This is a genomic window from Limnohabitans sp. YIMB22184 (assembly GCF_048020265.1).
Lineage (GTDB): Bacteria > Pseudomonadota > Gammaproteobacteria > Burkholderiales > Burkholderiaceae_C > Limnohabitans_A.
This window is the reverse complement of record NZ_CP171843.1, coordinates 1467154-1491252: the sequence shown is the minus strand read 5'-3', so window position 1 is coordinate 1491252 and position 24099 is coordinate 1467154. Positions and strand designations below refer to the sequence as shown.

Here is a 24099-nt window from a genome sequence, read left to right as displayed (position 1 = left end):
TTGTCATATTGACTTGCATCATTATGCTTTAAGGGTCTATGGCGTGCTGGCTGGGTCGGCGGCAATGTCGGCCATGAGTCGGGTCATGGCCGGGTGCTCGCCGATGGCAGGGAGCAATTCAAACCGCACTTGCGGGTAGGCCTCGCTCAGCTCGGCCACCAATTGCGGCAAGTCCTCCCGCGCATGGCGGCCCACACCCAGGAACATCGGCACGATGCGCAAATGGTTTTTGCCCTGCATCATCAAGGCCTCGACGGTGGTGGCCAAATCGGGTGCGGTCAGCTCCAAAAAAGCGCAGGACACCGTGATGCCCGGCCAGCGCTGGGTCATGTCTTTCGCCACGGCATCGATGGGCAAACGCCACAGCGGGTCGCGCGAGCCATGGGCAAACAAAATCACACCCGTTTGGGGGTTCAAGTCAGTTGTCATCGTCTCAGTACCATCCACCAAAAGCCAAGCAGGGAAATCGCGCTGTAAATCAAGGCTGGTGCCGCAGCCGTCAGCCAGGGTTGCCAGTTTTGCAAGTTGCCCGCAAAGCTGAAGAGGTTGTTGAGCAATGAAAAACTGATGCCCGCCAGCACGCCACCAAACACATGCCCGGCAATCTGGCCCGAGCGAAAATGCAGATAGGCGAAGGGCAGCGCCATGACCAGCATGACAAGGCAGCTCAAGGGGTAGAACACCTTGCGCCAGAACTCGATTTCGTAGCGCTGCGCATTCTGGTTGTTGCTGGACAAGTGGCGTATGTAATTGAACAGCTCCCACGTCCTCATGCGGTCGGGGCTGAGCACGGCAGCAGCCACCATGTCGGCGCTGATGCCGGTCGGCCAAGCCAGGCTGGCATGCTGGACAGAGCGGTATTGCAAGGCTTGGCCTGCACTCGGGGGCTGGATGGACTTTTCTTCAGCCTGTTGCAATTGCCAAAGGCCGTCCCCAATCTCAGCCTGTGGTGCGCTGGTGATGGCCAGCAGCTGCCCCGCTTCGTTGAATTCGTGAATCCGCACGTTTTGCATGCGGCGGATGCCGTCGAAACTGCGCACGTTCACCGCAAAGTGTCGCTGGGCCTGTCGCTCCTTCAGCCAGGCACCGGTCTGACCTACTGTCAGGTTGCCCTGAAACCGGGCCTTGATCAGCACACCCTGACGATCGGCCCAAGGCGCGGCGTAATCGCCGATGAGCAAAGTCATGGCCACAAAGACCAAACCCAGCTGCAGCAAGGTGTTCAGGGCTTTCAGGGGCCCCAGGCCACCGGTGCGCAATATGGTGAACTCCGAGCTTTGCGCCAACCGGGCCATCACAAAAATACAGCCGATCAGCACCGAGATGGGCAGCAGTTCATAAATATGAGACGGGGTTTTCAGGGCCACATACAGCAAGGCATGGTGCAGTTGGTAGCCTTGGCTGGCCAGACGCCCCAGGTTCTGTAGCTCGTCGACCAAGTCAAAAAACAGGAACAGCGCCAAAAAGCCAAGCAGCACAAAGGTGACGGCCCGGATGATTTCGCCGTGCAGCAAGCTGCGAACGGTTTTCATGCCGCACCTTTGGATTGGGGTGCCCGTGCAGGCCACAAGTTGCGCCAGGACCAGTTCCAGTGCCGAATCGAGAGCCACAGCATGGCCATCAAAAAGACGCCGCCATGCAGCACCACCATGAAGGGCAAGAAGTCAAAGCGTCCCGTGCCGATCCAGCTTTGGCCCACATTCAGCATATTGTAGTAAGCGATGAAGACGAACAGGGCCAGCCCCAGGTGATAACTGCGTCCAGCTCTGGGATTGACGGCAGAAACAGCCAGGGCGATCAGCAGCAAATTGATGCCTGCCAGGCCCAGACCCAGACGCCACGACAGTTCGGCCCAATTTTCGCGATGGGGTTTTTGCAACAAGTCCCATGTGGCGGTGTAGCGGCTGTTCATGTCCGAAGAGGGCAAATTGACCTCGTCGTCGATCAGCAGTTCGTAATGTTCGAATTGGGTCAATCTTGTCTCGCCCGTCTCCCGGTCCGTCAGCCACTGTTGGCCTTTGTCAAGAATCAAGAAGCGGTCATTGCCCGCCAGCTCGATGCGCCCTTGTTGTGCCGTGGTCACGCTTTCTTTGGCCCCATCCACGCTGGAGATGAAGACATGGCGGCCGAAACGGTTGTCAGGGGTGTCCTTGTCAATGAAGAACACGCGCTGTCCGCCGGACGACTCCTGGAATTGACCGGGTGCAACCCGCTCGATGTCGTTGCGCTTTTCGAAGCGTTGCTTGAGGTCCTGGATTTGTTGGTTGCTCCAGGGCCAGGCGAACAAGGCCAACAAAGTCACTACAAGCAACACAGGCCATGCAAAGCGGAACAGCGGACGCACAAACTGCAAGAGCCCCTGACCACTTGAAAACCAGATCACCATTTCGCTGTCGCTGTACATGCGCGAGAGGGTGGCCACCACCGCGATGAACAGGCTCAGGGTGATGATGGTGGTGAGCTGGCTCAGCACACTGAAACCCATGACCAGCAAGACCTCGGACGGGTTGACGCTGCCCCGACTGGCTTGGCCCAGGGTTCGGATCAGGATGATGGTGATCACGATGGTGACCAAAACCACCAACGTGGCCCCGAAATTACGGGCGAGGTCTTTGCGTAGGGAAGAATGGAATAACATCGGTGCGAAGGAAAAACTGAATTATGAACTTCGAAATCCAAAAGCGTGCCCTGGCCAGTGTGATTGGTGACGATCTGGATGCCCTGATTGTCTTGTGGCCTTCGCAGGATGGCGCAGGGGTGACCGACAAAGATGCCATTTCATCTCTTGTGCGAGCGGCTGCTGCACATGGCGATTTCGAGTACAAGCCGGGTGCTGTGTTGTCTTTGTATGCGCACCCCGGCATTGAAGCTCGCCATGTGGTGGTTGCGTGTGCTGGCGAAGGCAGTGCCGCCCACGTTCGCAGCGCCGTGAACGCGGCCTGGGCCGCACTCAAGTCCGGCAAAATCAAGCGCGTTGGGCTGCACGCCGCAGCCGAGCTCTCAGGCAAAACCCTGCAGGTGGCCGCTTCCACGCTGGCCGATGCCAGCTACAGCTATACCAGCACCCTGAGCAAACCCAAACCCAGAACGCTCAAGCAGGTGGTGTTCAGTGCCGAGACGGTCAACGCCGAGTTGCGCGGTGCCATGGCCCACGCGCAGGCCTTGGTGGCCGGCATCGAGGTGGCCAAAGAGTGGGCCAATCGGCCGGCCAACCATGCCACGCCAAGCTTGCTTGCCGATGCGGCCAAGGCGATTGCCAAAGGTGCGGCCTTCAAATGCGAGGTGATGGGCCCCAAAGAGGTGACTAAACTTGGCATGGGGGCCTTTTTGGCGGTGGCGCGCGGGGCTTCAGAGCCCTTGCGTTTCATTGTGATGCGCTACAACGGTGCGCCAGCGGCCCAGGCTCCGGTGGTGCTGGTGGGCAAAGGCATCACGTTTGACACCGGGGGCATCTCCATCAAGCCCGCTGCCGAAATGGACGAGATGAAGTACGACATGTGCGGTGCGGCCAGTGTCCTGGGCGTTTTCAAGGCTTTGGGTGAGCTCAAGCCTGCCATCAACGTGGTCGGCTTGATTCCGGCCACTGAGAACATGCCCGATGGCCAGGCGGTTAAACCGGGCGATGTGGTCACCAGCATGAGCGGGCAGACCATTGAAATTCTGAACACCGATGCCGAAGGGCGGCTGGTGCTGTGCGATGCCTTGACCTATGCCGAGCGCTTCAAGCCCCGGGCGGTCATCGACATTGCCACCCTGACGGGTGCCTGCGTTATTGCATTAGGCGGGGTCCGGTCCGGGCTGTTCTCCAGCGACGATGCTTTGGCGCAAGCCTTGCAGTTGGCAGGCGAGGCCTCCGGTGATGCCTGCTGGCGCATGCCGCTGGACGAAGACTATGCTGAAGGCCTGAAGTCACGCTACGCCGATGTGGCCAACGTGGCTGGCCGTCAGGCGGGTTCGGTCACCGCGGCCAAGTTTTTACAGCGCTTCGCGTCGCGTTACCCTTGGGCGCACTTGGACATCGCCGGTACAGCCTGGCGCAGCGGTGCTGCCAAGGGTGCGACCGGCAGGCCTGTGGGTTTGCTGTTGGCCTATTTGTTGGCGCAGGCGGGTCCAGCCGCAGCCAAGGCCGCGTCCAGCCGCCGTCGCTGACGGGTGGGCAATGACCCAAATCGAGTTCCACTTCAACACCACGGAGCGGCTGCAATACGCTTGTCGGCTGCTGCGCAAGGCCCATGGTCGTTCTTTGCGGGTGGGTGTGGTTGGTTCCGAGGCCAGCTTGCGCCAGCTCGACGCCGCCTTGTGGGCCTTTTCGGAGGTTGACTTTCTGCCGCACAGCACCGTGGCCGATGCCCAGGAAATTCAGACTGCATCCCCGATCCGCTTGCACCCAGACCCTTTGCAGCTGTGCGGCCTGGATGTGTTGGTGAATCTCGGTGACGATGTACCCGCCGGCTTTGAGTCGTTCAATCGCCTGATCGAGATTGTGGCGACCGATGACCATGGCCGCATGACGGCCAGGCAACGCTGGCGGCATTACGCCGCGCAAGGCTACGCCTTGGTGCAGCACGATTTGTCCAAGGTGACTGCTTCATGAGTCTTTCGTCCTCTGCTTTCGGACCGGTGCCACCCGACTCTGTCGTGCCGGTTTTGACTGCCGTGGTGCCCGAATCCGACATCACTGTGGCCTTGCGTGCCGCTCTAGACGCCCGTGCCCAAGAAAAAGCGGCTTTCATGTCTTTGTCGGACGAGTTGCTCCACGCTTTGCGCCCTGAAATGGAGCGTTTGATGGCCGATCTGGTGCGCAGCAGCTTGCAACAGACTTGGCGCATGCGCCACCGCAACGGCGACGGCGTCTTCTTGACAGATATACCCTGACGTTTTGCGAGAATTTTGGTTTTCCCTAAGCCCCAAAGGAGCGGTTTTGCAGTATCTTTGCGGCTTGCTTGATTGAAGCAATTTATTCTTCGGAGTTTCCATGAAATTTTCTGGTACGCGTACTTTGACCGTTGTGTCTGTGGCAGTTGCCGCAGTGGTTTTGGCAGCTTGCGGCAAAAAAGAAGCCGCTTCTGACGTGCAAGTGATCAAAATTGGTCACGTGGGTCCCGTCAGCGGTGCCATCGCCCACTTGGGTAAAGACAACGAAAATGGTGGCCGGATGGCCATTGAAGAGCTGAATGCGGCTGGCCTGAAAATCGGCGACAAGCCTGTCAAGTTCGAGTTGCTGGCCGAAGACGACGCCGCTGATCCAAAGCAAGGTACTGCCGCTGCCCAAAAGCTGGTGGACGCCAAAGTCAATGGCGTGATCGGTCACCTGAACTCCGGCACCACCATTCCAGCCTCGCAGATCTATAACAGCGCTGGCATTCCCCAGATTTCACCCTCGGCCACCAACCCCAAGTACACCCGTCAAGGTTACGCTGGCGCGTTCCGCGTGGTGGCTGACGACGTGCACCTGGGCGGCACCCTCGGCAAATATGCTGTGGAAACCCTCAAAGGCAAAAACATCGCCGTCATCGATGACCGTACCGCTTACGGTCAGGGCGTGGCCGAGGAATTCAAGAAGGGCGCTACCGCTGCTGGCGGCACCATCGTCGGCCACGAGTTCACCACCGACAAAGCTTCTGACTTCAACGCCATCCTGACGACACTGAAGGCCAAGAAACCTGACGTCGTCTTCTTTGGCGGTATGGACGCTGTGGCCGGCCCGATGCTGCGCCAGATGAAATCCTTGGGCATCAACGCCAAGTTCTTGGGCGGTGACGGCATCTGCACTTCCGAGCTGGCCAAGTTGGCTGGCGACGCCATGAAAGACGAGTCGGTGTTCTGCGCTGAAGCCGGTGGTGTCGAAGGCGAGCAAAAAGCCGGCATGGATAAGTTCCGTGCAGACTTCAAAGCCAAGTACAACGCCGATGTGCAGGTTTACGCACCTTATGTGTATGACGCTGTGAAAGTCATGGCCACGGCCATGGTGACAGCCGGTTCTGCCGATCCAGCCAAGTACTTGCCAGCTCTGAAGGCCATCAACTACAAAGGCGTGACAGGCAACATCGCGTTTGACGAAAAAGGCGACATCAAGAACGGCGCCTTGACCTTGTACACCTACAAAGGTGGCGAGCGTTCACAGATCGCTGTGGTTCGCTGATCTGCTGGCCCTCCGGACCGGGGGGGCCTTTTTCAAGTCCAGCTTGGCGCTGCGCTTGAGATGCACAGACGAAAAAAAGCCTGCACACTGTGCAGGCTTTTTTGTTTTGGCGGAGCAGGCGGGATTCGAACCCGCGGTGGGCTATTAACCCACACACGCTTTCCAGGCGTGCGACTTAAACCACTCATCCACCGCTCCGAAGACCGAGATTGTAGCAGTGGAAAAACGGGTTTTCGGACACCCGCAGCAATTCTTGTGCTGCCTGTGCAGGCCGCCGCCCAGCGGGTTTTTTGCCAATTTGTGATCTGCATCGTTCTGCGAAGGCTTTTTGTCCTTAAACTTCGCCACTGTTTAGATTCCCTTTGACCCATCCTTGGCGCACAGCCCGACCAGCCCATGAAATTTCGTTTCCCCATCGTCATCATTGACGAAGACTACCGTTCCGAAAATACATCGGGCCTGGGTATCCGTGCTTTGGCTGACGCCATCGTGGCTGAGGGCTTTGAAGTTCTGGGCGTGACCAGTTACGGTGATCTGTCGCAATTTGCCCAGCAGCAAAGCCGTGCCAGCGCCTTCATTTTGTCGATCGACGATGAAGAGTTTTCACCCGGGCCCGATCTGGACCCGGCCGTTATCAACTTGCGTGCCTTCATCGATGAAGTGCGCCGCAAGAATGCCGATGTACCGATTTACATCTATGGCGAGACCAAAACATCGCGCCATTTGCCCAACGACATCCTGCGCGAGTTGCACGGCTTCATCCACATGTTTGAAGACACGCCCGAGTTTGTGGCGCGTCACATCATCCGCGAGGCCAAAAGTTACCTGGAAGGCGTGCAGCCGCCATTCTTTAAGGCGCTGCTCGACTATGCCGAAGACGGCTCTTACTCTTGGCACTGCCCGGGTCACTCGGGTGGCGTGGCTTTTCTCAAAAGCCCTGTGGGCCAGATGTACCACCAGTTTTACGGCGAGAACATGCTGCGTGCCGACGTGTGCAACGCGGTGGAAGAGCTGGGCCAGTTGCTCGACCACAACGGCGCCATTGGTGAGAGCGAGCGAAATGCCGCTCGCATTTTCAATGCCGACCATTGCTTCTTCGTGACCAACGGCACAAGCACCTCCAACAAGATCGTCTGGCACCACACCGTGGCTCCGGGCGATGTGGTGGTGGTCGACCGCAACTGCCACAAGTCCATCCTGCACGCCATCATCATGACCGGTGCGGTGCCCGTGTTCATGAAGCCCACGCGGAACCATTTCGGCATCATCGGCCCCATCCCCAAAAGCGAGTTCGAGCCTGCGGCCATCATGGCCAAGATCAAGGCCAACCCCTTGCTCAAAGGCGTGGACCCGAAAAAGGTCAAGCCTCGCGTGATGACGCTCACCCAGTCCACCTACGACGGCGTGCTCTACAACACCGAAACCATCAAGACCATGCTCGATGGTTATGTGGACAACCTGCACTTTGACGAGGCCTGGCTGCCGCATGCGGCCTTCCACCCGTTTTATGGCCCGTATCACGCCATGGGCAAAAAACGCGCTCGCCCGAAAGAGTCGATGGTCTACGCCACGCAGTCCATCCACAAGCTGCTGGCCGGTATCAGCCAGGCCAGCCATGTGCTGGTACAGGACGCGCAAAACACCAAGCTGGACCGCCCCTTGTTCAACGAGGCGTACCTGATGCACACCTCCACCAGCCCGCAGTACAGCATCATCGCAAGCTGCGACGTGGCCGCCGCCATGATGGAGCCGCCCGGCGGCACCGCGCTGGTGGAAGAGAGCATTGCCGAAGCGCTCGATTTCCGCCGCGCCATGCGCAAGGTGGACGAAGACTATGGCAAGGACTGGTGGTTCAAGGTCTGGGGCCCAGAAAAGTTTGCCGACGAAGGCATCGGACGCGCAGACGACTGGATTTTGCGCAACGACCCACGCAAAAAAGCCAGCAAGTGGCACGGCTTTGGCCAGCAGTTGGCCGATGGCTTCAACATGCTCGACCCGATCAAGTCGACCATCGTGACGCCTGGCCTGAACCTGGATGGCAAGTTTGACAAGACCGGTATTCCGGCGTCCATCGTCAGCAAGTTCCTCACCGAGCACGGCGTGGTGGTGGAGAAAACAGGCCTCTACAGCTTCTTCATCATGTTCACCATCGGCATCACCAAGGGCCGCTGGAACACGTTGTTGACAGCCTTGCAGCAGTTCAAGGACGAGTACGCCAAGAACCAGCCGATGTGGAAAATCATGCCGGAGTTCTGCCAGAAGCACCCGCGCTACGAGCGCATGGGCTTGCGCGACCTGTGCCAGCATGTGCATGAGATGTACGCCAAGTACGACATCGCCCGCCTCACAACCGACATGTATTTGTCCGACCTGGCTCCGGCCATGCGCCCTTCAGACGCTTACGCCCATATTGCCCAGCGCAAGACCGAGCGGGTGGAGATTGACCACCTGGAAGGCCGCATTACCGTGGGCCTGGTCACGCCTTACCCACCGGGCATCCCGCTCTTGATTCCTGGCGAAGTTTTCAACAAGAAGATCGTGGATTACCTCAAGTTCGCCCGCGAGTTCAACGAGAAGTGCCCCGGCTTCGAAACCGACATCCATGGTCTGGTGGAGATCAAGGACGACGACGGCAAGAAGCGGTACTTTGCGGATTGCGTGAAGGCTTGAAAGTTTGGCTGAGTGCGTGTTACCTGGTATTTCGGTTCTAGGTGGGGGCAGGTGAGTCGGGGCCCTGTGCGGGGGCTCAGAGGCGCTTCGCTTTGCCACATCGCCCCCGCACAGGGCCCCAACTCATCTGTGGGGGAGAATTGAAAAAAGCGGCTTTCGCCGCTTTTTCAATTAAAGAAGATGTTTGTTCGATCTCACTCTAGATGGCCAATGGCCAAGCACTCTTGGTTGATCAAGACCGAGGCCCGTGCAGTCCTGCAACCTTCAGCTGGCCCATGGCCACAAGAATACCCACTGAGCCTGAGGTGGGCGCTGAACCGGGCGATTTGGCGAGCGAAGCGAGTTATGAGCCCGGGCAGCGCCCGCCTATCCTCAGGCGGTCTTTGCAAAAGCTGAAACCCATCTTCGGAGGCATGGACAATGGATCAAGCCGCAGCCGCTGGCTCCGCAATGCCACCCACCACCTGGCTGAAACCACCATCCACATACGTGATCTCGGCCGTCACGCCAGCGGCCAAGTCGCTCAGCATGAACGCCGCCACATTGCCCACGTCCTCAATGGTCACATTGCGGCGAATCGGTGAGGCTTCGGCCACCACCGACAAAATCTTGCCAAAACCCTTGATGCCACTTGCCGCCAGCGTCTTGATGGGGCCGGCCGAAATGCCGTTGGCCCGCAGCCCCCGGTTCTGGCTGCCCAGGGACTCGGCCAGGTAACGCACCGACGCCTCCAGACTCGCCTTGGCCAGGCCCATGGTGTTGTAGTTGGGCACTGTGCGAATCGCGCCCAGATACGTCAGGGTCAGCACCGACGCCTTGTCGTTCAGGTAGGGTAGGGCCGCTTTGGCCATGGCGGGAAAGCTGTAGGCGCTGATGTCGTGGGCGATCTTGAAGCCCTCACGCGACAGACCGTCCAGAAAGTCGCCGGCAATCGCTTCGCGCGGCGCGTAGCCGATGGCGTGCACAAAACCATCGAACTTGGGCCAGGTGGCCGACAGATCGGTGAACAGCTTTTCAATCTGCTCGTCGCTGCCCACGTCGCAATCGAAAATCAGCTTGGAGTCAAAATCGGCGGCGAATTCGGTGATGCGGTCCTTGAAGCGCTCACCCACGTAGCTGAAAGCCAGCTCGGCGCCTTGCGCGTGGCAGGCCTTGGCGATGCCATAAGCGATCGAGCGGTTGGACAGCACACCTGTGATCAGCAGCTTTTTGCCCGACAGAAATCCTGTTTTTGTAGTCATGTCTTCAACTCCTGAAAAATGTGGGCAGAATTGTCGCATGCGAAGACCCATGGCCTTTTTCTGGACCCACTGCTGCTTGGCGCTTGGGCTCTGCATGTCGTGCTCCGCCTGGGCGGCCCACGCTTATGCACAGTTTGGTGACATCCGCTATCCGGCTGGCTTTGCCCATTTCTCTTATGTGAACCCGGCCGCGCCCAAGGGGGGCGAGATTGTGCTGGTGCCGCCCACCCGCCAGTCCAACTTTGACAAATACAACCCGTTCACGCTCAAGGGCAGTGCGCCCCCGGCCATGCTGGCCATGATGTTCGACACTTTGTTGGTGGGCAATATGGACGAGCCGACCACGGCTTACGGCTTGCTGGCCTCGGATGTGGTGGTGGCCAGCGACCGGATGTCGGTGGTCTTCCAGATCCATCCGCAAGCGCGTTTTCACAATGGCGACCCGGTGTTGGCCGCCGATGTTCGCCATTCGTTTCAACGCCTGACCAGCAAGCAGGCCGCACCCCAGTACCGCACTTATTTTGGTGAGGTCAAAGGTGCCACGGTTCTGGGCGAGCGCAGCATCCGTTTTGATTTTGTGCGGCCAAACAGCGAGCTGCCTCTGATCGTGGGCAGCTTGCCGGTTTTCAGCCACAAATGGGGGCTGGAGGGCAACAGCCACAAATCGTTCGATCAGATGGTCATGGACATGCCCATCGCCTCGGGGCCTTACCGCATTGGCCGGGTGCAGTTTGGCAAGGACATCACCTACGAGCGCGACCCGGCTTATTGGGCCAAAGACCTGAACGTGCGCAAAGGCTTGTTCAATTTTGACCGCATCACCTACAAGATCTACAAGGACAGCACCGCTCAGCTCGAAGCCTTCAAGGCGGGCGAGTTCGATTACATGCAGTCCTTCATCGCCCGCGAGTGGGCCCGGGCCTACACGGGCCGGGCCTTCGAGCGCGGCGAGCTGATCAAAGCCGAGTTGCCGCACGGCAATGCGGGCGACTTTCAGGGCTTTTTGTTCAACCTTCGGCGCGACCAGTTCAAGGATGTGCGGGTGCGCCAGGCCATTGCACTGGCCATGGATTTTGAGTGGCTGAACCGACAGCTGTTCTACAACGCCTACACCCGCGTGCGTGGCTATTTCGTGGCCAGTGATTTTGAAGCCAAAGGCCGACCCGGCCCCGATGAGTTGGTCTTGCTCGAACCCTTGCGGAGTCAGCTGCCCGTTGCTGTGTTTGAGCAGGATGTGCCCCAACCGCCCCAAACTGCGCTCGACCCCGCCTCGGGCCACACCCTGCGCGACCACTTGCGCCAGGCGCGTGATCTGCTGCAAGCCGCCGGATGGACCTACCGCGATGGCGCTTTGCGCAATGCCAAAGGGCAAGCCTTGAGCATCGAGTTTCTCGACAGCTCGGGCTCGATGGGGCGCGTGGTCACGCCCTTTGCTAAGAACCTGGAAAAACTCGGCATCCAGGTCCGTTACAAGGTGATCGACTTTGCTTTGCTGCAAAAACGCATGGACGTGTTCGACTTTGACATCATCAGCAACCGCACCGTTGGCAGCGAAGCGCCCGGCACCGAGTTGCTGGAGCGCTATGGCAGCCGATCGGCCGACGTGGAGGGCTCGGGCAATGTGATCGGTTTGAAAGACCCGGCCGTAGACGCACTGCTGGACAAGGTGGTGAGTGCCACCACCCGGCCGCAGCTGGTGACCAGCTTGCGTGTGCTGGACCGAGTGCTGCGCCATGGCCATTACGTGGTGCCGCACTGGTATGGCGCGGTACACCGGGTGTCCTGGCGGGCGTCGGCCTTTGAGCGTCCCGTCCAGTTGCCACGCTACTACCAGCCAGAAGCGCTGGTGACCACCGTGTGGTGGTCTCCCCAAGCCGCTGCTGCGTCCAACGCACCGGGAAAGGGTCGCTGAGCCATGCTGGCCTACATTTTCAAGCGCTTGCTCTTGATGGTCCCGACCTTGTTCGGGGTGTTGTTGATGACTTTTGTGGTGATCCAGTTTGTCCCAGGTGGTCCGGTCGAGCAAATGGTGGCCCAGCTGCAAGGACGCGACACGGGCGGGGAGGGTGCTGCTGCTGCGGGCAGCGGCTACCGGGGCAGGCAGGGTGTGGATGCTGCCCGTATTGCCGAAATCAAAACGCTCTACGGCTTTGACAAGCCGCCTGCCGAGCGTTTTTGGATGATGCTCCAGCAGTTTGCTCAGTTCGATCTGGGCAAGAGTTTCTTCTACCCCAAAGACGTCTGGAGCCTGATCAAGGAGAAGCTGCCCGTGTCCATCAGCCTGGGCTTGTGGACCTTTTTCCTGAGCTACTTGGTCTCGGTGCCGCTGGGCATCGCCAAGGCGGTGCGTGCCGGCACGCGTTTTGACACGATCACCAGTTTGCTGGTGCTGGTGGGCTATGCCATTCCGGGTTTTGTGCTGGGCGTGGCTTTGTTGGTGATCTTTGGCGGGCAGCTGCAGTGGTTCCCGCTGCGCGGCCTGACCTCGTCCAACTGGGAGCAGCTGAGCTGGGGAGCCAAGGTGGTCGACTATTTGTGGCACATCGCCTTGCCGGTCACGGCCAGTGTGCTGGGCTCGTTTGCCGTCATCACCATGCTGACCAAGAACGCGTTTCTGGAAGAAATCCGCAAGCAGTATGTGCTGACGGCCCGCGCCAAAGGCCTGAGCGAAAACCGGGTGCTGTACCGCCATGTCATGCGCAACGCGCTGATCCCGCTGGTCACGGGTTTTCCTGCGGCCTTCATTGGGGCATTTTTCACCGGCTCTCTGTTGATTGAAACCCTGTTCTCGCTCGATGGCTTGGGCTTGCTGAGTTACGAGGCCGTGATCCGGCGCGACTACCCGGTGGTGCTGGGCACCTTGTACCTGTTCACCCTGATCGGGCTGGTCACCAAGCTGATCAGTGACCTGTGCTACCTCTGGGTGGATCCTCGCGTGAAGTTTGACAAATGACCGCTGCCACCACCACCGCTTTGCCGCACCAAACGTCTCCCTCAGCCCGGGCCTGGCAGCGTTTCCAGCGCAACCGTTTGGGTTTCGCCAGCCTGATCATTTTCGTGACCCTGTTCGTGATGAGCCTGGGGGCCGAGTTGTTGTCCAACGACAAGCCGCTGGTCGTGCGCTTTGAGGGGCAGTGGTACTTCCCGGTGGTGCAGACCTTGCCCGAAAAAGTTTTTGGCGGTGATTTCGAGACGCCCGCCGACTACCTGGACCCCTTCATTCAGCAGCAGCTGCACAAAGGCAGCAACTGGGCGCTGCAGGCCCCCAACCCTTACCACCACAGCACGCTTGACTACTTTGCCCCCTTGCCCAACCCGGCACCGCCCACCGCCCGCAATTGGTTGGGCACCGACGACCGGGGGCGCGATGTGCTGGCGCGTTTGCTGTATGGCTTTCGGGTGTCGGTGTTGTTTGCGCTGGCCTTGACCTTGTTTGGTGTTTTCCTGGGCGTGCTGACCGGGGCCGTACAAGGATTTTTTGTGGGCAAAACCGACCTGGTGTTTCAGCGCTTCATCGAAATCTGGAGCGCCATGCCCGAGCTGTATTTGCTGATCATTTTCTCGGCCGTGTTCGAGCCGAGCGTGGGCTTGTTGCTCTTGCTGCTGGGCCTGTTCGGCTGGATGGGTCTGTCCGACTATGTTCGGGCCGAGTTTTTGCGCAACCGCCAGCTGGACTACGTCAAGTCGGCGCGGGCTTTGGGCTTGGGGCATTGGCAAATCATGTGGCGACATGTGTTGCCCAACAGCATGACGCCTGTGGTGACCTTCTTGCCGTTTCGCATGAGCGGGGCCATTCTGGCCCTGACCTCGCTGGACTTTCTGGGCCTGGGCGTGCCGCCGGGCACTCCCTCCTTGGGTGAGTTGTTGGCCCAGGGCAAAAATAACATCGACGCTTGGTGGATTTCGATCTCCACCTTTGTGGTCTTGGTGGTGACCTTGCTGCTGCTGACCTTCATGGGCGACGCCTTGCGCGACGCGCTGGACCCGCGAAAGGCTCAGGCATGAACGCACCGCAAGCTTTGTTGGAACTGAAAGACCTGCGCATTGCCTTTGGCGGGCAGGCCGTGGTGCACGGCGTGAACCTGAGCCTACAAGCGGGTGAGCGCGTGGCCTTGGTGGGCGAGTCGGGTTCGGGCAAATCGGTCACCGCGCTGTCGGTGCTGCGCTTGCTCGAATCGGCCGAGCTGTCTGGTCAGGTGCTGTGGCAAGGGAAGGACCTGTTGCAGCAAACGCCTGCCGAGATGCAACGCATCCGCGGTGACGAGATCGCCATGATTTTTCAGGAGCCGATGACAGCGCTGAACCCTTTGATGACCGTGGGCCAGCAAATCTCGGAAGTGCTGCAACTCAAAAAGCTGTTGTCCCGGCGCGACGCCGACGCGCGTGCCGTGCATTTGCTGGCTGAAACCGGCATCGATGACCCCGAGCGGCGTTTTGGCACCTACCCGCACCAGTTGTCGGGTGGCCAGCGCCAACGCGCCATGATGGCCATGGCGCTGGCGTCCGAGCCCAAGCTGCTGCTGGCTGACGAACCTACAACCGCGCTGGACGCCAGCTTGCGCCTGCAGATGTTGCAGCTGCTGTCCGATCTGCAGCAAAAAACCGGCATGGCCGTTTTACTGATCACCCACGATTTGGCCTTGGTGCGCCACTTCGCCCACCGGGTGGCGGTGATGGAAAAAGGCCATCTGGTGGAACAGGGCGATTTGGCCGATGTGTTCTCGCGCCCCCAGCATCCCTATACCCAAAAGTTGCTGGACAGTCGGCCCTCCCGGGATGGCTTGGTGACGACCTACCCAGCCGGGGCACCCTTGGTGCAGGCCAAGGGCCTGCAAGTGCGTTACCCGATGAACGTGCCCGGTTTTCGCGGCTGGTTCCGCAAACAGCATTTCACGGCCTTGCATGGGGTCGACTTCAGCCTAACGCCAGGCACCACGCTGGGCGTGATGGGGGAATCCGGTTCTGGCAAATCCAGTCTGGCGCAGGCGGTGTTGGGCTTGATCCCGTTTGGCGGCGAACTGTCCTTCGGTGGACAGACCTGGCAAGGTGTTCCCGGTCGCGACAAGGCCTTGCGCCAGAGGGTGCAGGTCGTTTTTCAGGACCCCTACGGCAGTTTGTCGCCCCGTATGACGGTGGGCGAAATCGTCTCGGAAGGTTTGCTATTGCATCAACCGCAGTTGACCGGGTCCGATATCGAGACGCGGGTGGTGGTCACCTTGGCGGAAGTGGGTTTAACGACGGCTGAGTTCCCGGACTTGCTCAACCGTTACCCCCATGCCTTTTCAGGAGGACAGAGGCAGCGCATCGCCCTGGCCCGTGCACTGGTGGTGGAGCCCGAGTTGCTGGTGCTGGACGAACCCACCAGTGCGCTCGACGTCACCGTGCAAAAGCAGATCTTGCAGTTACTTCAGGCATTACAAAAAAAGAGAAATATGGCCTTTTTATTAATTACCCATGACATCGATGTCTTGCGGGCCATGGCCCATCAGGTGTTGGTGTTGCAAGCAGGACAGATGGTGGAGGCAGGGCCTGCCGAGCAGGTGTTGCAGCGGCCCGGGCACAGCTACACCCGCAGTTTGTTGGCAGCCTTTCCTGATGTGTGAGCCGGCTCACGGCCATTTGAGGCTTCGTTTTCCTTAAAAATCACACACTTAGCGCGTTTTTCAGCTAGAATACTGGCTTCACGACCAAACGGGCGGGTTTTCACCGCCCGTTTTTTTTGGGTCTTTCTTTTTTAACGTTGGCATTTCGAAGCTCTGTGGCATTGCAGCAAATTGTTCAAGAAACCGTGACCGGCCTGGGCTATGACCTGGTTGAGATTGACCGCACTGCGGGCGGTTTGTTGCGCATCACCATTGACTGGCCCTGGCAGCCTGGCTCGGAGCTGTTCATCAACGTGGAAGACTGCGAAAAAGTCAATCGGCAGCTGCAGTTTGCCCTCGAAGTTGATGGTGTGACCTACAACCGGTTAGAGGTGTCTTCCCCCGGTATCGACCGCCCCTTGCGCAATGCACAGGACTTTGAGCGTTTCGTGGGTGAGTTGATCGACATCACCCTCAAAGCCCCCATGGGCGAGAACGCTGCCGGTATGGTCAATCCGACCCGTAAAAAATTTCGCGGCACGCTTGAGCGTGACGCCACTGGCCAAGGCTGGCAAATCGTCTGGAGCGATGCACCCGCCGTCAAACCTGGCCAGAAAATCAGTAAAAAAAGAGCCCCCGCGCCCTTGCATGCATTGGGGTTCACATTGGACGAATTGCGCGAGGCCCGTTTGGCCCCCGTGGTGGATTTCAAAGGGCGCAAGCCCAAGGTTGAAGCCTGACCGGGTGTCGGGCTTTGAGCATTTATATCGGGTTTGAACCGCAGACCCAGTGGAACAGGAGAGTCATTCATGAATCGCGAAATGTTGATGTTGGTCGAAGCCATCTCACGTGAAAAGAACGTTGAACGCGACGTGGTGTTTGGTGCCGTCGAAGCCGCCTTGGCCCAAGCCACCAAAAAACTGTATGCCGGTGAAGTGGACATTCGCGTGTCGGTAGACCGTGACAACGGCCATTACGAAACTTTCCGCCGCTGGCACGTGGTGCCCGATGAAGCCGGCCTGCAACTGCCCGAGCAGGAAATTTTGCTGTTTGAAGCCAAAGAGCAGATTCCTGACATCGAGGTCGATGAGTACATCGAAGAGCCGATCGAGTCCTTGCCGATTGGACGCATTGGCGCCATGGCGGCCAAGCAGGTCATCTTGCAAAAAATCCGCGATGCCGAGCGCGAAATGCTGCTCAACGACTTCATGTCGCGCGGCGAGAAAATTTTTGTGGGTACCGTCAAGCGCATGGACAAGGGCGACATCATCTGTGAAGCTGGACGCATCGAAGGCCGCCTGCGTCGCAGCGAGATGATCCCCAAGGAAAACCTGCGCAGCGGCGACCGCGTTCGCGCCATGATCATGGAAGTGGATCTGACACTGCGGGGGGCGCCCATCTTGCTGTCCCGCTCAGCCCCCGAATTCATGATCGAGTTGTTCCGCCAGGAAGTGCCCGAGATCGAACAAGGACTGCTGGAAATCAAGACCTGCGCCCGTGACCCTGGCTCACGCGCCAAGATCGCCGTGCTCTCGCACGATAAGCGCGTTGACCCGATCGGCACCTGTGTCGGTGTGCGTGGTACCCGCGTCAACGCGGTCACCAACGAGCTGGCTGGAGAGCGTGTCGACATTGTGTTGTGGAGCGAAGATCCTGCCCAGTTCGTGATTGGCGCCCTGGCTCCGGCCAACGTGCAGTCGATTGTGGTGGACGAAGAAAAACACGCCATGGATGTGGTGGTGGACGAAGAAAACCTCGCGATCGCGATCGGCCGTGGTGGTCAGAACGTACGCCTGGCCTCTGACCTGACGGGCTGGAAGATCAACATCATGGACGCGGCCGAGTCTGCCCAGAAGCAGGCCGAGGAAACCACGGGTATCCGTCAGCTGTTCATGGAAAAGCTGGACGTGGACCAAGAAATTGCCGACATCCTGATAAGTGAAGGTTTCACCAGCCTGGAAGAAGTGGCCTATGTGCCGATCCAGGAAATGCAAGAGATCGAAAGCTTCGACGAAGACACGATCAACGAGTTGCGCACGCGTGCCAAAGACGCACTGCTGACCCTCGAAATTGCGCGAGAAGAGAGCGTTGAAGACGTTTCTCAAGATTTGCGTGATCTGCCAGGCTTGACGCCTGAGCTGATTTCCAAGCTGGTTGAAGCGGGCATCCATACCCGTGACGATCTGGCTGACTTGGCCACCGACGAACTGACTGACATCACTGCTCAGACAGCTGAAGAGGCGACCGCCCTGATCATGAAAGCCCGCGAGCATTGGTTCGCTGGCCAGGCCTGAAGTCTGATGGAGGCTTGAACAAAATTATGTCCAGTACCACTGTTGCCGAGTTCGCGAATGAACTCAAAAAATCTGCCGATGTTTTGTTGGATCAATTGCGATCTGCAGGCGTTGCCAAAACCTCGGACAGCGATACGCTGAACGACGCTGACAAGCAAAAACTGCTGAGCTACCTGCAAGCCAGTCACGGTACCGTGACCGGTGACCGCAAGAAAATCACGCTGGTCAAAAAGTCCACCAGCGAGATCAAGCAAGCAGATGCGTCGGGCCGAGCCCGCACGATCCAGGTGGAAGTGCGCAAGAAGCGCACACTCATCAAGCGCGACGATGAGCCCGTTGCGCAAGCAGAAGAGCCCGCCATCGACCATGCAGATCTGGCGCGTCGCGAGGAAGAAGCCCGCCGCCAGGCAGAGTTGATCAGCCGTCAGGAGCAAGAACTGGCAGAAAAACGCCGCTTGCGTGAAGCGCAAGAAGAACAGGAGCGTTCGGAGTTGGCGGCCCAAGAAGCCAAGGCCCGTGCCGATGCCCAAGCTCTTGCCGAAGCCGCAGCCCAAGCTGCCAAGCCCCAATTGAGTCGTGAAGACCGCGAGCAACTCGCTCGCGCCGAGGCGGCCAGCATCAATGCCGCATCGCAGGCCAAACCTGTGCCTGTGGTTTCTGCCGAAAGCAAAGCGGCAGCCAAGGCCGCTGAACTGGCCGAAGCCGCTGCAGCCAAAGCGAAGGCCGAACAAGCTGCACGCGAAGCCGCCGCTCAAAAGGCCGCCGCGGATTCGAAGGCCAAAGCCGACGAAGAAACAGCCCGTGCCCAGGATTTGGATGCGCGACGCCGCAAGGCGCTGGCCGAAGCCGAAGCGATTCGTACCATGATGAACGCCCCTAAAAAGGTGTTGGTCGCCAAGAAAGAAGAGCCCAAGGTCGAAGCCAAGGCGCCTGTCAAGGGCACCTTGCACAAACCCGCAGGCACCCCTGCACCGGGCGCTCGCGCAGCTGCTGGACAAACTGCAGCCCCTTCTGCCCCCGGTGGCAACAAGGAAGTCAAATCGGCCAAGCTGTCCTCCAGCTGGGCGGGCGATCCCGCCAAGAAAAAGGCCATTCCCACTCGGGGTGACACCAGTGGTGGTGTGAGTCGCAACAACTGGCGTGGTGGACCGCGTGGTCGCCGTGGCAACGAGCGCGACCGCGACGACTCCCAGACGCAACAAGCTCCTGCAGAAGTGCGTGTGCTGGAAGTGCACGTGCCTGAAACGATCACGGTCGCTGAATTGGCTCACAAAATGGCCATCAAGGCTTCCGAGGTCATCAAGCACCTGATGAAGCTCGGCCAAATGGCCACGATGAACCAGCCGCTGGACCAGGACACCGCCATGATCGTGGTGGAAGAAATGGGTCACAAGGCGGTGATTGCGGCGTTGGACGATCCTGAAGCCTTCACGGACGACGAAGTGTCGGATCAGCAGGCCGAATCCCTGCCGCGTGCACCGGTGGTGACGGTCATGGGTCACGTTGACCACGGCAAGACCTCGTTGCTGGACTACATTCGCCGGGCCAAAGTGGCCTCTGGCGAAGCCGGTGGTATCACGCAGCACATTGGCGCTTACCACGTCGAAACGCCCCGCGGCATGATCTCTTTCCTGGACACCCCCGGTCACGAGGCCTTTACGGCCATGCGTGCCCGTGGTGCACAAGCCACCGACATCGTCATCCTGGTGGTGGCGGGTGACGACGGCGTCATGCCCCAGACCAAGGAAGCCATCAAGCACGCCAAGGCAGCGGGCGTGCCCATCGTGGTGGCCATCAACAAGATGGACAAGCCCGATTCGAACATCGAGCGCGTGCGCGCCGAGCTGATTTCCGAAGAAGTCGTGCCCGAAGAATTCGGCGGCGATTCGCCTTTTGTTTCTGTATCAGCCAAGACCGGCATGGGCATTGACGATCTGCTGGAGCAAGTGCTCTTGCAAGCCGAAGTGCTGGAACTCAAGGCCCCGGTGCAAGCCGCAGCCAAGGGTCTGGTCATCGAGGCGCGTCTGGACAAGGGCCGCGGTCCTGTGGCCACCATCCTGGTGCAGTCCGGTACTTTGAACACCGGCGATGTGGTGTTGGCAGGCCAGACCTTTGGCCGAGTGCGCGCCATGCTCGACGAGAACGGTCAGCCTATCAAATCGGCCGGTCCTTCGATCCCGGTCGAGATTCAGGGTCTGACCGAAGTGCCGCAAGCCGGTGACGAGTTCATGGTCATGGGGGACGAACGCCGAGCCCGCGAAATCGCGACCTACCGTGCAGGCAAATTCCGCAATACCAAGCTGGCCAAGCAACAAGCGGCCAAGCTCGAAAACATGTTCACCGACATGTCCGCGGGCGAGGTCAAGATGCTGCCGATCATCATCAAGGCCGACGTGCAGGGTTCGCAAGAAGCCCTGGGCGCTTCCTTGCTCAAGCTGTCGACCGAAGAGGTCAAAGTCCAGTTGGTTTACTCCGGCGTGGGTGGCATCAGCGAGTCGGATATCAACCTGGCGATCGCCTCCAAAGCCATCGTGATCGGTTTCAACGTGCGCGCCGATGCCGGTGCCCGTAAATTGGCCGAAGGCAATGGCGTTGACGTTCACTACTACAACATCATTTATGACGCTGTGGATGAACTCAAGGCCGCGATGTCGGGCATGTTGGCACCCGAGCAGCGCGAAGAAATCATGGGCATGGCCGAAATCCGGACCGTCTTCGTGGCGTCCAAAATCGGCACGGTGGCAGGTTGTATGGTCACTTCGGGTCAAGTCACTCGCAATGCCAAGTTCCGCTTGCTGCGTGACAACGTGGTCATCTACACCGGTGAACTCGATTCGCTCAAACGCCTCAAAGACGATGTGCGCGAAGTCAAAGAAGGCTTCGAGTGCGGTATCAAGCTCAAGAACTACAACGACATCAAAGAAGGTGATCAACTCGAATTCTTCGACGTCAAGGAAATCGCGAGAACGCTGTAAATGGCGCGTAAAAAGCAGTCCTCAGTGCCCAACCGCGGTTTCCGCGTGGCCGACCAGATCCAGCGCGATCTGGCCGAGCTGATTGCACGCGAGTTGAAAGACCCACGTGTGGGCATGGTCACGCTCAACGCGATCGAGGTCACGCCCGACTATGCGCACGCCAAGGTCTACTTCAGTGTGCTCACGGGTAATCCCGAAGAAGCCACCGAAGGCCTGAACGCGGCAGCGGGCTTCTTGCGCAATGGTTTGTTCAAGCGTTTGCACATCCACACCGTGCCGACTCTGCACTTCTTGTTTGACCGCACCACTGAGCGTGCCTCCGACATGAATGCGCTGATCGCCAAGGCCGTATCGTCTCGCGCCCAGGAGGACTGAGCATGAACGCGCCACGCACACGGGTGCAACGGCGCCCTGTGCACGGGGTGCTGTTGCTCGACAAACCGCTGGGTCTTTCCAGCAATCAGGCTTTGCAAAAAGCCAAGTGGTTGCTGCGGGCCGAGAAAGCCGGGCACACTGGCACCCTCGATCCTTTGGCCACTGGGGTGTTGCCTTTGTGTTTTGGCGCGGCCACCAAGTTCAGCCAGCAGCATCTGGATGCTGACAAGACGTACGAGACCACGGTGAGGCTGGGCATTAAAACCACCACGGCAGACACCGAAGGCGAGGTGATCGCTGTCCGAGAAGTGTCATGTTCAGCGGGTATGGTGGTGGAAGTTCTGGACCGTTTTATGGGCCCGATCAGCCAAGTGCCTCCCATGCACAGTGCCTTGAAAAAAGACGGTAAAGCCCTGTACGAATATGCCCGCGAGGGTGAGACCGTGGAGCGCGAAGCGCGCAACGTGGTCATCCATGACCTGGATTTGCTGGACATGCAGCTGCAAGGCGATGCGCCATTTTTGCGCTTGCGGGTGCGATGCAGCAAAGGCACTTACATCCGCACCCTGGGCGAAGACATCGCCGAAGCGCTGGGATGTGGTGGCCATTTGAGCGCTTTGCGCCGTGTGGTCACCGGGCCTTTTGAAGAAGCCCAGTGCGTGACGCTGTCTGCGCTTGAGGGCATGGACGACAACCAACGGCTGGCGGCTTTGCAGCCGGTGGATGTGCTGCTGCCGGGCTACACCGAGGTGTGCCTGGACAGTGAAAACGCCGGGAAATTTTTGAGCGGGGTGCGACGACGCGGCCCTTGGAATGATTGTGATCAAGTCGTGGTGTATGGAGAACATCCTCGTGCATTGCTGGGAACAGCACATGTGCACGGCGGCGAATTGATTCCGGGTCGATTGTTGAGCCCGATCGAAATTCAACAGATTTTGGAAAAATCACCTGTCAACGCGCCTTTGCTGGCCGAGCAGGTTTAAAGGAAGAGAAAGCATGAGCAAGCAAATTCGCAACATCGCCATCATCGCGCACGTTGACCACGGTAAAACCACCATGGTGGACCAGCTGCTGCGTCAGTCGGGCACTTTCGCCGAACACGAAAAAATCGTGGATACCGTGATGGACAACAATGCCATCGAACGTGAGCGCGGCATCACCATCCTGGCCAAAAACTGTGCCGTGAGCTGGGAAGGCACCCACATCAACATCGTCGACACCCCCGGCCACGCGGACTTCGGCGGCGAAGTGGAGCGCGCCTTGTCCATGGTCGACGGCGTGGTGCTGTTGATCGACGCGCAAGAAGGCCCCATGCCCCAGACCCGCTTCGTGACCAAAAAGGCCTTGGCCTTGGGCCTCAAGCCCATCGTCGTGGTGAACAAGGTGGACAAGCCCGGTGCCAATCCTGACAAAGTCGTGAACGCTGCTTTTGATCTGTTCGACAAGCTGGGCGCCAACGACGAGCAGCTGGACTTTCCCGTCGTGTACGCCTCCGGCATCAACGGCTGGACTTCGCTGGAAGAAGGTGAACCTGGCGAGCAGTGGGGCCCCGACATGTCGGCCCTGTTCAACACCGTGCTCAAGCACGTCAAGCCCAACTCGGGCGACCCGGCAGCGCCACTGCAATTGCAAATTTCTGCGCTCGACTTCTCGACCTTTGTGGGCCGCATCGGTGTAGGCCGCATCAGCCAGGGCACCATCAAGCCCAACATGGACGTGGTGGTCATGGAAGGCCCGGACGGCTCGACCATCAAGGGCCGTGTGAACCAGGTGCTGACTTTCCAGGGCCTGGACCGCGTGCAGGTGACCGAAGCAGGTCCCGGCGATATCGTCTTGATCAACGGCATTGCCGACTTGAACATCGGCGTCACGGTGACTGACCCCCTCAAGCCCACACCACTGCCCATGCTCAAGGTGGACGAGCCCACGTTGACCATGAACTTCTGCGTGAACACCTCGCCATTGGCTGGTCGTGAAGGCAAGTACGTGACCAGCCGCCAGATCTGGGACCGCCTGCAAAAAGAGTTGCAGCACAACGTGGCCCTGCGTGTGAAGGAGACCGACGAAGACGGTATCTTTGAAGTGGCCGGTCGCGGTGAATTGCACCTGACCATCTTGCTGGAAAACATGCGCCGTGAAGGCTATGAGCTGGCTGTCTCCAAGCCCCGCGTGCTGTTCCGCGACATCAACGGCGAGCGCCATGAGCCCATCGAGCTGGTCACCGCCGACATCGAAGAGACTCACCAGGGCGGCGTGATGCAGGCTTTGGGTGAGCGAAAAGGCGAGCTGGTCAACATGGAACCCGATGGCCGCGGTCGCGTCCGTCTGGAATACCGCATCCCGGCCCGTGGCCTGATCGGTTTCACGAACGAGTTCCTGAATCTGACCCGTGGCTCCGGTCTGATCTCCAACATCTTTGACGGTTACGAGCCGCACAAAGGTGAAATCGGTGGCCGCAAGAACGGTGTGCTGATCTCCATGGACGACGGTGAGATTTTCACCTACGCCCTGGGCAAGCTGGATGACCGTGGCCGCATGTTCGTCAAAGCCAACGATCCAGTGTACGAAGGCATGATTGTGGGTATCCACAGCCGTGACAACGACCTGGTGGTGAACGCCACCCGCACCAAGCAGTTGACCAACTTCCGTGTGTCCGGCAAGGAAGACGCGATCAAGATCACGCCGCCGATCGACTTGACCCTGGAGTACGGCGTCGAGTTCATCGAGGACGATGAATTGGTCGAAATCACACCCAAGAGCGTGCGTCTGCGGAAGCGCTTCCTGAAGGAAAGCGACCGCAAGCGCAACAAGTGATCGGCT

The 24099-nt window shown here is 59.1% G+C and carries 19 protein-coding genes and 1 tRNA gene; 15 read left to right on the top strand and 5 right to left on the bottom strand.

The annotated features are described in order from the left end of the window. Positions 1-36: 36 nt before the first annotated feature. From ACHEXL_RS07040 to lptF, 3 genes are read right to left on the bottom strand one after another with little or no spacing between them, the layout of a single operon-like run. Positions 37-429, bottom strand: coding sequence for a sirohydrochlorin chelatase (locus ACHEXL_RS07040; protein WP_416561250.1), 393 nt, complete (start codon positions 427-429; stop codon positions 37-39). Beyond that, a complete protein-coding gene (lptG, locus tag ACHEXL_RS07035; protein ID WP_416561249.1) occupies positions 426-1532 on the bottom strand; it encodes an LPS export ABC transporter permease LptG in 1107 nt (368 codons plus the stop codon). Before lptG ends, ACHEXL_RS07040 begins: the two co-directional genes overlap by 4 nt. Further along, on the bottom strand, positions 1529-2638 hold the full coding sequence (gene lptF / locus ACHEXL_RS07030; protein WP_416561248.1) for an LPS export ABC transporter permease LptF: 1110 nt from the start codon (positions 2636-2638) through the stop codon (positions 1529-1531). The genes lptG and lptF overlap by 4 nt, the downstream gene beginning before the upstream one ends. Before the next feature lie 23 nt (positions 2639-2661). On the opposite strand from lptF, the gene ACHEXL_RS07025 reads away from it, so the two are divergent. From ACHEXL_RS07025 to ACHEXL_RS07010, 4 genes are all read left to right on the top strand, one after another. After that, on the top strand, positions 2662-4149 hold the full coding sequence (locus ACHEXL_RS07025; protein ID WP_416561247.1) for a leucyl aminopeptidase: 1488 nt from the start codon (positions 2662-2664) through the stop codon (positions 4147-4149). 10 nt (positions 4150-4159) lie between these two features. After that, on the top strand, positions 4160-4594 hold the full coding sequence (locus tag ACHEXL_RS07020; RefSeq protein ID WP_416561246.1) for a DNA polymerase III subunit chi: 435 nt from the start codon (positions 4160-4162) through the stop codon (positions 4592-4594). After that, a complete protein-coding gene (locus tag ACHEXL_RS07015) occupies positions 4591-4875 on the top strand; it encodes a hypothetical protein (protein WP_416561245.1) in 285 nt (94 codons plus the stop codon). Before ACHEXL_RS07020 ends, ACHEXL_RS07015 begins: the two co-directional genes overlap by 4 nt. Before the next feature lie 100 nt (positions 4876-4975). Beyond that, a complete protein-coding gene (locus ACHEXL_RS07010) occupies positions 4976-6142 on the top strand; it encodes a branched-chain amino acid ABC transporter substrate-binding protein (RefSeq protein WP_108426450.1) in 1167 nt (388 codons plus the stop codon). 107 nt (positions 6143-6249) lie between these two features. Here the strand turns inward: ACHEXL_RS07010 and ACHEXL_RS07005 are convergent. Beyond that, positions 6250-6340 (bottom strand) — tRNA-Ser (locus ACHEXL_RS07005). 198 nt (positions 6341-6538) lie between these two features. Here ACHEXL_RS07005 and ACHEXL_RS07000 point away from each other — a divergent pair. Further along, on the top strand, positions 6539-8812 hold the full coding sequence (locus tag ACHEXL_RS07000; RefSeq protein WP_108426434.1) for an arginine/lysine/ornithine decarboxylase: 2274 nt from the start codon (positions 6539-6541) through the stop codon (positions 8810-8812). A 425-nt stretch (positions 8813-9237) separates the two neighbouring features. Here the strand turns inward: ACHEXL_RS07000 and fabI are convergent, their stop codons facing one another. Then, positions 9238-10053 carry an enoyl-ACP reductase FabI gene (fabI, locus tag ACHEXL_RS06995; protein WP_108426433.1) on the bottom strand — a complete coding sequence of 272 codons (816 nt, stop codon included), beginning with the start codon at positions 10051-10053 and terminating at the stop codon, positions 9238-9240. Positions 10054-10090: 37 nt separating this feature from the next. Here fabI and ACHEXL_RS06990 point away from each other — a divergent pair, with 37 nt between their 5' ends. From ACHEXL_RS06990 to typA, 10 genes are all read left to right on the top strand, one after another. Next, entirely contained in the window at positions 10091-11965 is a 1875-nt protein-coding gene (locus ACHEXL_RS06990) for an extracellular solute-binding protein (RefSeq protein WP_416561244.1), read from the top strand. A 3-nt stretch (positions 11966-11968) separates the two neighbouring features. Continuing rightward, the gene (locus ACHEXL_RS06985) at positions 11969-13006 is read left to right on the top strand and encodes a microcin C ABC transporter permease YejB (protein WP_416561243.1); all 1038 of its coding nucleotides are present in this window, start codon (positions 11969-11971) and stop codon (positions 13004-13006) included. Next, positions 13003-14058: an ABC transporter permease gene (locus tag ACHEXL_RS06980; protein ID WP_416561242.1), complete on the top strand. Its 1056-nt coding sequence runs from the start codon at positions 13003-13005 to the stop codon at positions 14056-14058. The genes ACHEXL_RS06985 and ACHEXL_RS06980 overlap by 4 nt, the downstream gene beginning before the upstream one ends. Further along, the gene (locus ACHEXL_RS06975; RefSeq protein WP_416561241.1) at positions 14055-15656 is read left to right on the top strand and encodes an ABC transporter ATP-binding protein; all 1602 of its coding nucleotides are present in this window, start codon (positions 14055-14057) and stop codon (positions 15654-15656) included. The genes ACHEXL_RS06980 and ACHEXL_RS06975 overlap by 4 nt, the downstream gene beginning before the upstream one ends. 155 nt (positions 15657-15811) lie before the next feature. Then, positions 15812-16375: a ribosome maturation factor RimP gene (rimP, locus tag ACHEXL_RS06970; protein WP_416561240.1), complete on the top strand. Its 564-nt coding sequence runs from the start codon at positions 15812-15814 to the stop codon at positions 16373-16375. Positions 16376-16444: 69 nt separating this feature from the next. Further along, positions 16445-17929 (top strand): transcription termination factor NusA, encoded by a 1485-nt coding sequence (nusA, locus tag ACHEXL_RS06965; RefSeq protein WP_416561239.1) that lies wholly within the window; start codon positions 16445-16447, stop codon positions 17927-17929. 26 nt (positions 17930-17955) lie between these two features. Further along, positions 17956-20904 (top strand): translation initiation factor IF-2, encoded by a 2949-nt coding sequence (gene infB / locus ACHEXL_RS06960; RefSeq protein WP_416561238.1) that lies wholly within the window; start codon positions 17956-17958, stop codon positions 20902-20904. After that, a complete protein-coding gene (gene rbfA, locus ACHEXL_RS06955; RefSeq protein ID WP_108426425.1) occupies positions 20905-21279 on the top strand; it encodes a 30S ribosome-binding factor RbfA in 375 nt (124 codons plus the stop codon). Positions 21280-21281: 2 nt separating this feature from the next. Further along, positions 21282-22262 carry a tRNA pseudouridine(55) synthase TruB gene (truB, locus tag ACHEXL_RS06950; protein WP_416561237.1) on the top strand — a complete coding sequence of 327 codons (981 nt, stop codon included), beginning with the start codon at positions 21282-21284 and terminating at the stop codon, positions 22260-22262. 13 nt (positions 22263-22275) lie between these two features. Then, positions 22276-24093: a translational GTPase TypA gene (gene typA, locus ACHEXL_RS06945; RefSeq protein ID WP_416561236.1), complete on the top strand. Its 1818-nt coding sequence runs from the start codon at positions 22276-22278 to the stop codon at positions 24091-24093. Positions 24094-24099: the final 6 nt, after the last annotated feature.

What these genes read in the sequence shown, in the direction of transcription:
- ACHEXL_RS07040 (WP_416561250.1), bottom strand. Translation starts at nt 429, where the DNA reads ATGACAACTGACTTGAACCCCCAAACGGGTGTGATTTTGTTTGCCCAT.
- lptG (WP_416561249.1), bottom strand. Translation starts at nt 1,532, where the DNA reads ATGAAAACCGTTCGCAGCTTGCTGCACGGCGAAATCATCCGGGCCGTC.
- lptF (WP_416561248.1), bottom strand. Translation starts at nt 2,638, where the DNA reads ATGTTATTCCATTCTTCCCTACGCAAAGACCTCGCCCGTAATTTCGGG.
- ACHEXL_RS07025 (WP_416561247.1), top strand. Translation starts at nt 2,662, where the DNA reads ATGAACTTCGAAATCCAAAAGCGTGCCCTGGCCAGTGTGATTGGTGAC.
- ACHEXL_RS07020 (WP_416561246.1), top strand. Translation starts at nt 4,160, where the DNA reads ATGACCCAAATCGAGTTCCACTTCAACACCACGGAGCGGCTGCAATAC.
- ACHEXL_RS07015 (WP_416561245.1), top strand. Translation starts at nt 4,591, where the DNA reads ATGAGTCTTTCGTCCTCTGCTTTCGGACCGGTGCCACCCGACTCTGTC.
- ACHEXL_RS07010 (WP_108426450.1), top strand. Translation starts at nt 4,976, where the DNA reads ATGAAATTTTCTGGTACGCGTACTTTGACCGTTGTGTCTGTGGCAGTT.
- ACHEXL_RS07000 (WP_108426434.1), top strand. Translation starts at nt 6,539, where the DNA reads ATGAAATTTCGTTTCCCCATCGTCATCATTGACGAAGACTACCGTTCC.
- fabI (WP_108426433.1), bottom strand. Translation starts at nt 10,053, where the DNA reads ATGACTACAAAAACAGGATTTCTGTCGGGCAAAAAGCTGCTGATCACA.
- ACHEXL_RS06990 (WP_416561244.1), top strand. Translation starts at nt 10,091, where the DNA reads ATGCGAAGACCCATGGCCTTTTTCTGGACCCACTGCTGCTTGGCGCTT.
- ACHEXL_RS06985 (WP_416561243.1), top strand. Translation starts at nt 11,969, where the DNA reads ATGCTGGCCTACATTTTCAAGCGCTTGCTCTTGATGGTCCCGACCTTG.
- ACHEXL_RS06980 (WP_416561242.1), top strand. Translation starts at nt 13,003, where the DNA reads ATGACCGCTGCCACCACCACCGCTTTGCCGCACCAAACGTCTCCCTCA.
- ACHEXL_RS06975 (WP_416561241.1), top strand. Translation starts at nt 14,055, where the DNA reads ATGAACGCACCGCAAGCTTTGTTGGAACTGAAAGACCTGCGCATTGCC.
- nusA (WP_416561239.1), top strand. Translation starts at nt 16,445, where the DNA reads ATGAATCGCGAAATGTTGATGTTGGTCGAAGCCATCTCACGTGAAAAG.
- infB (WP_416561238.1), top strand. Translation starts at nt 17,956, where the DNA reads ATGTCCAGTACCACTGTTGCCGAGTTCGCGAATGAACTCAAAAAATCT.
- rbfA (WP_108426425.1), top strand. Translation starts at nt 20,905, where the DNA reads ATGGCGCGTAAAAAGCAGTCCTCAGTGCCCAACCGCGGTTTCCGCGTG.
- truB (WP_416561237.1), top strand. Translation starts at nt 21,282, where the DNA reads ATGAACGCGCCACGCACACGGGTGCAACGGCGCCCTGTGCACGGGGTG.
- typA (WP_416561236.1), top strand. Translation starts at nt 22,276, where the DNA reads ATGAGCAAGCAAATTCGCAACATCGCCATCATCGCGCACGTTGACCAC.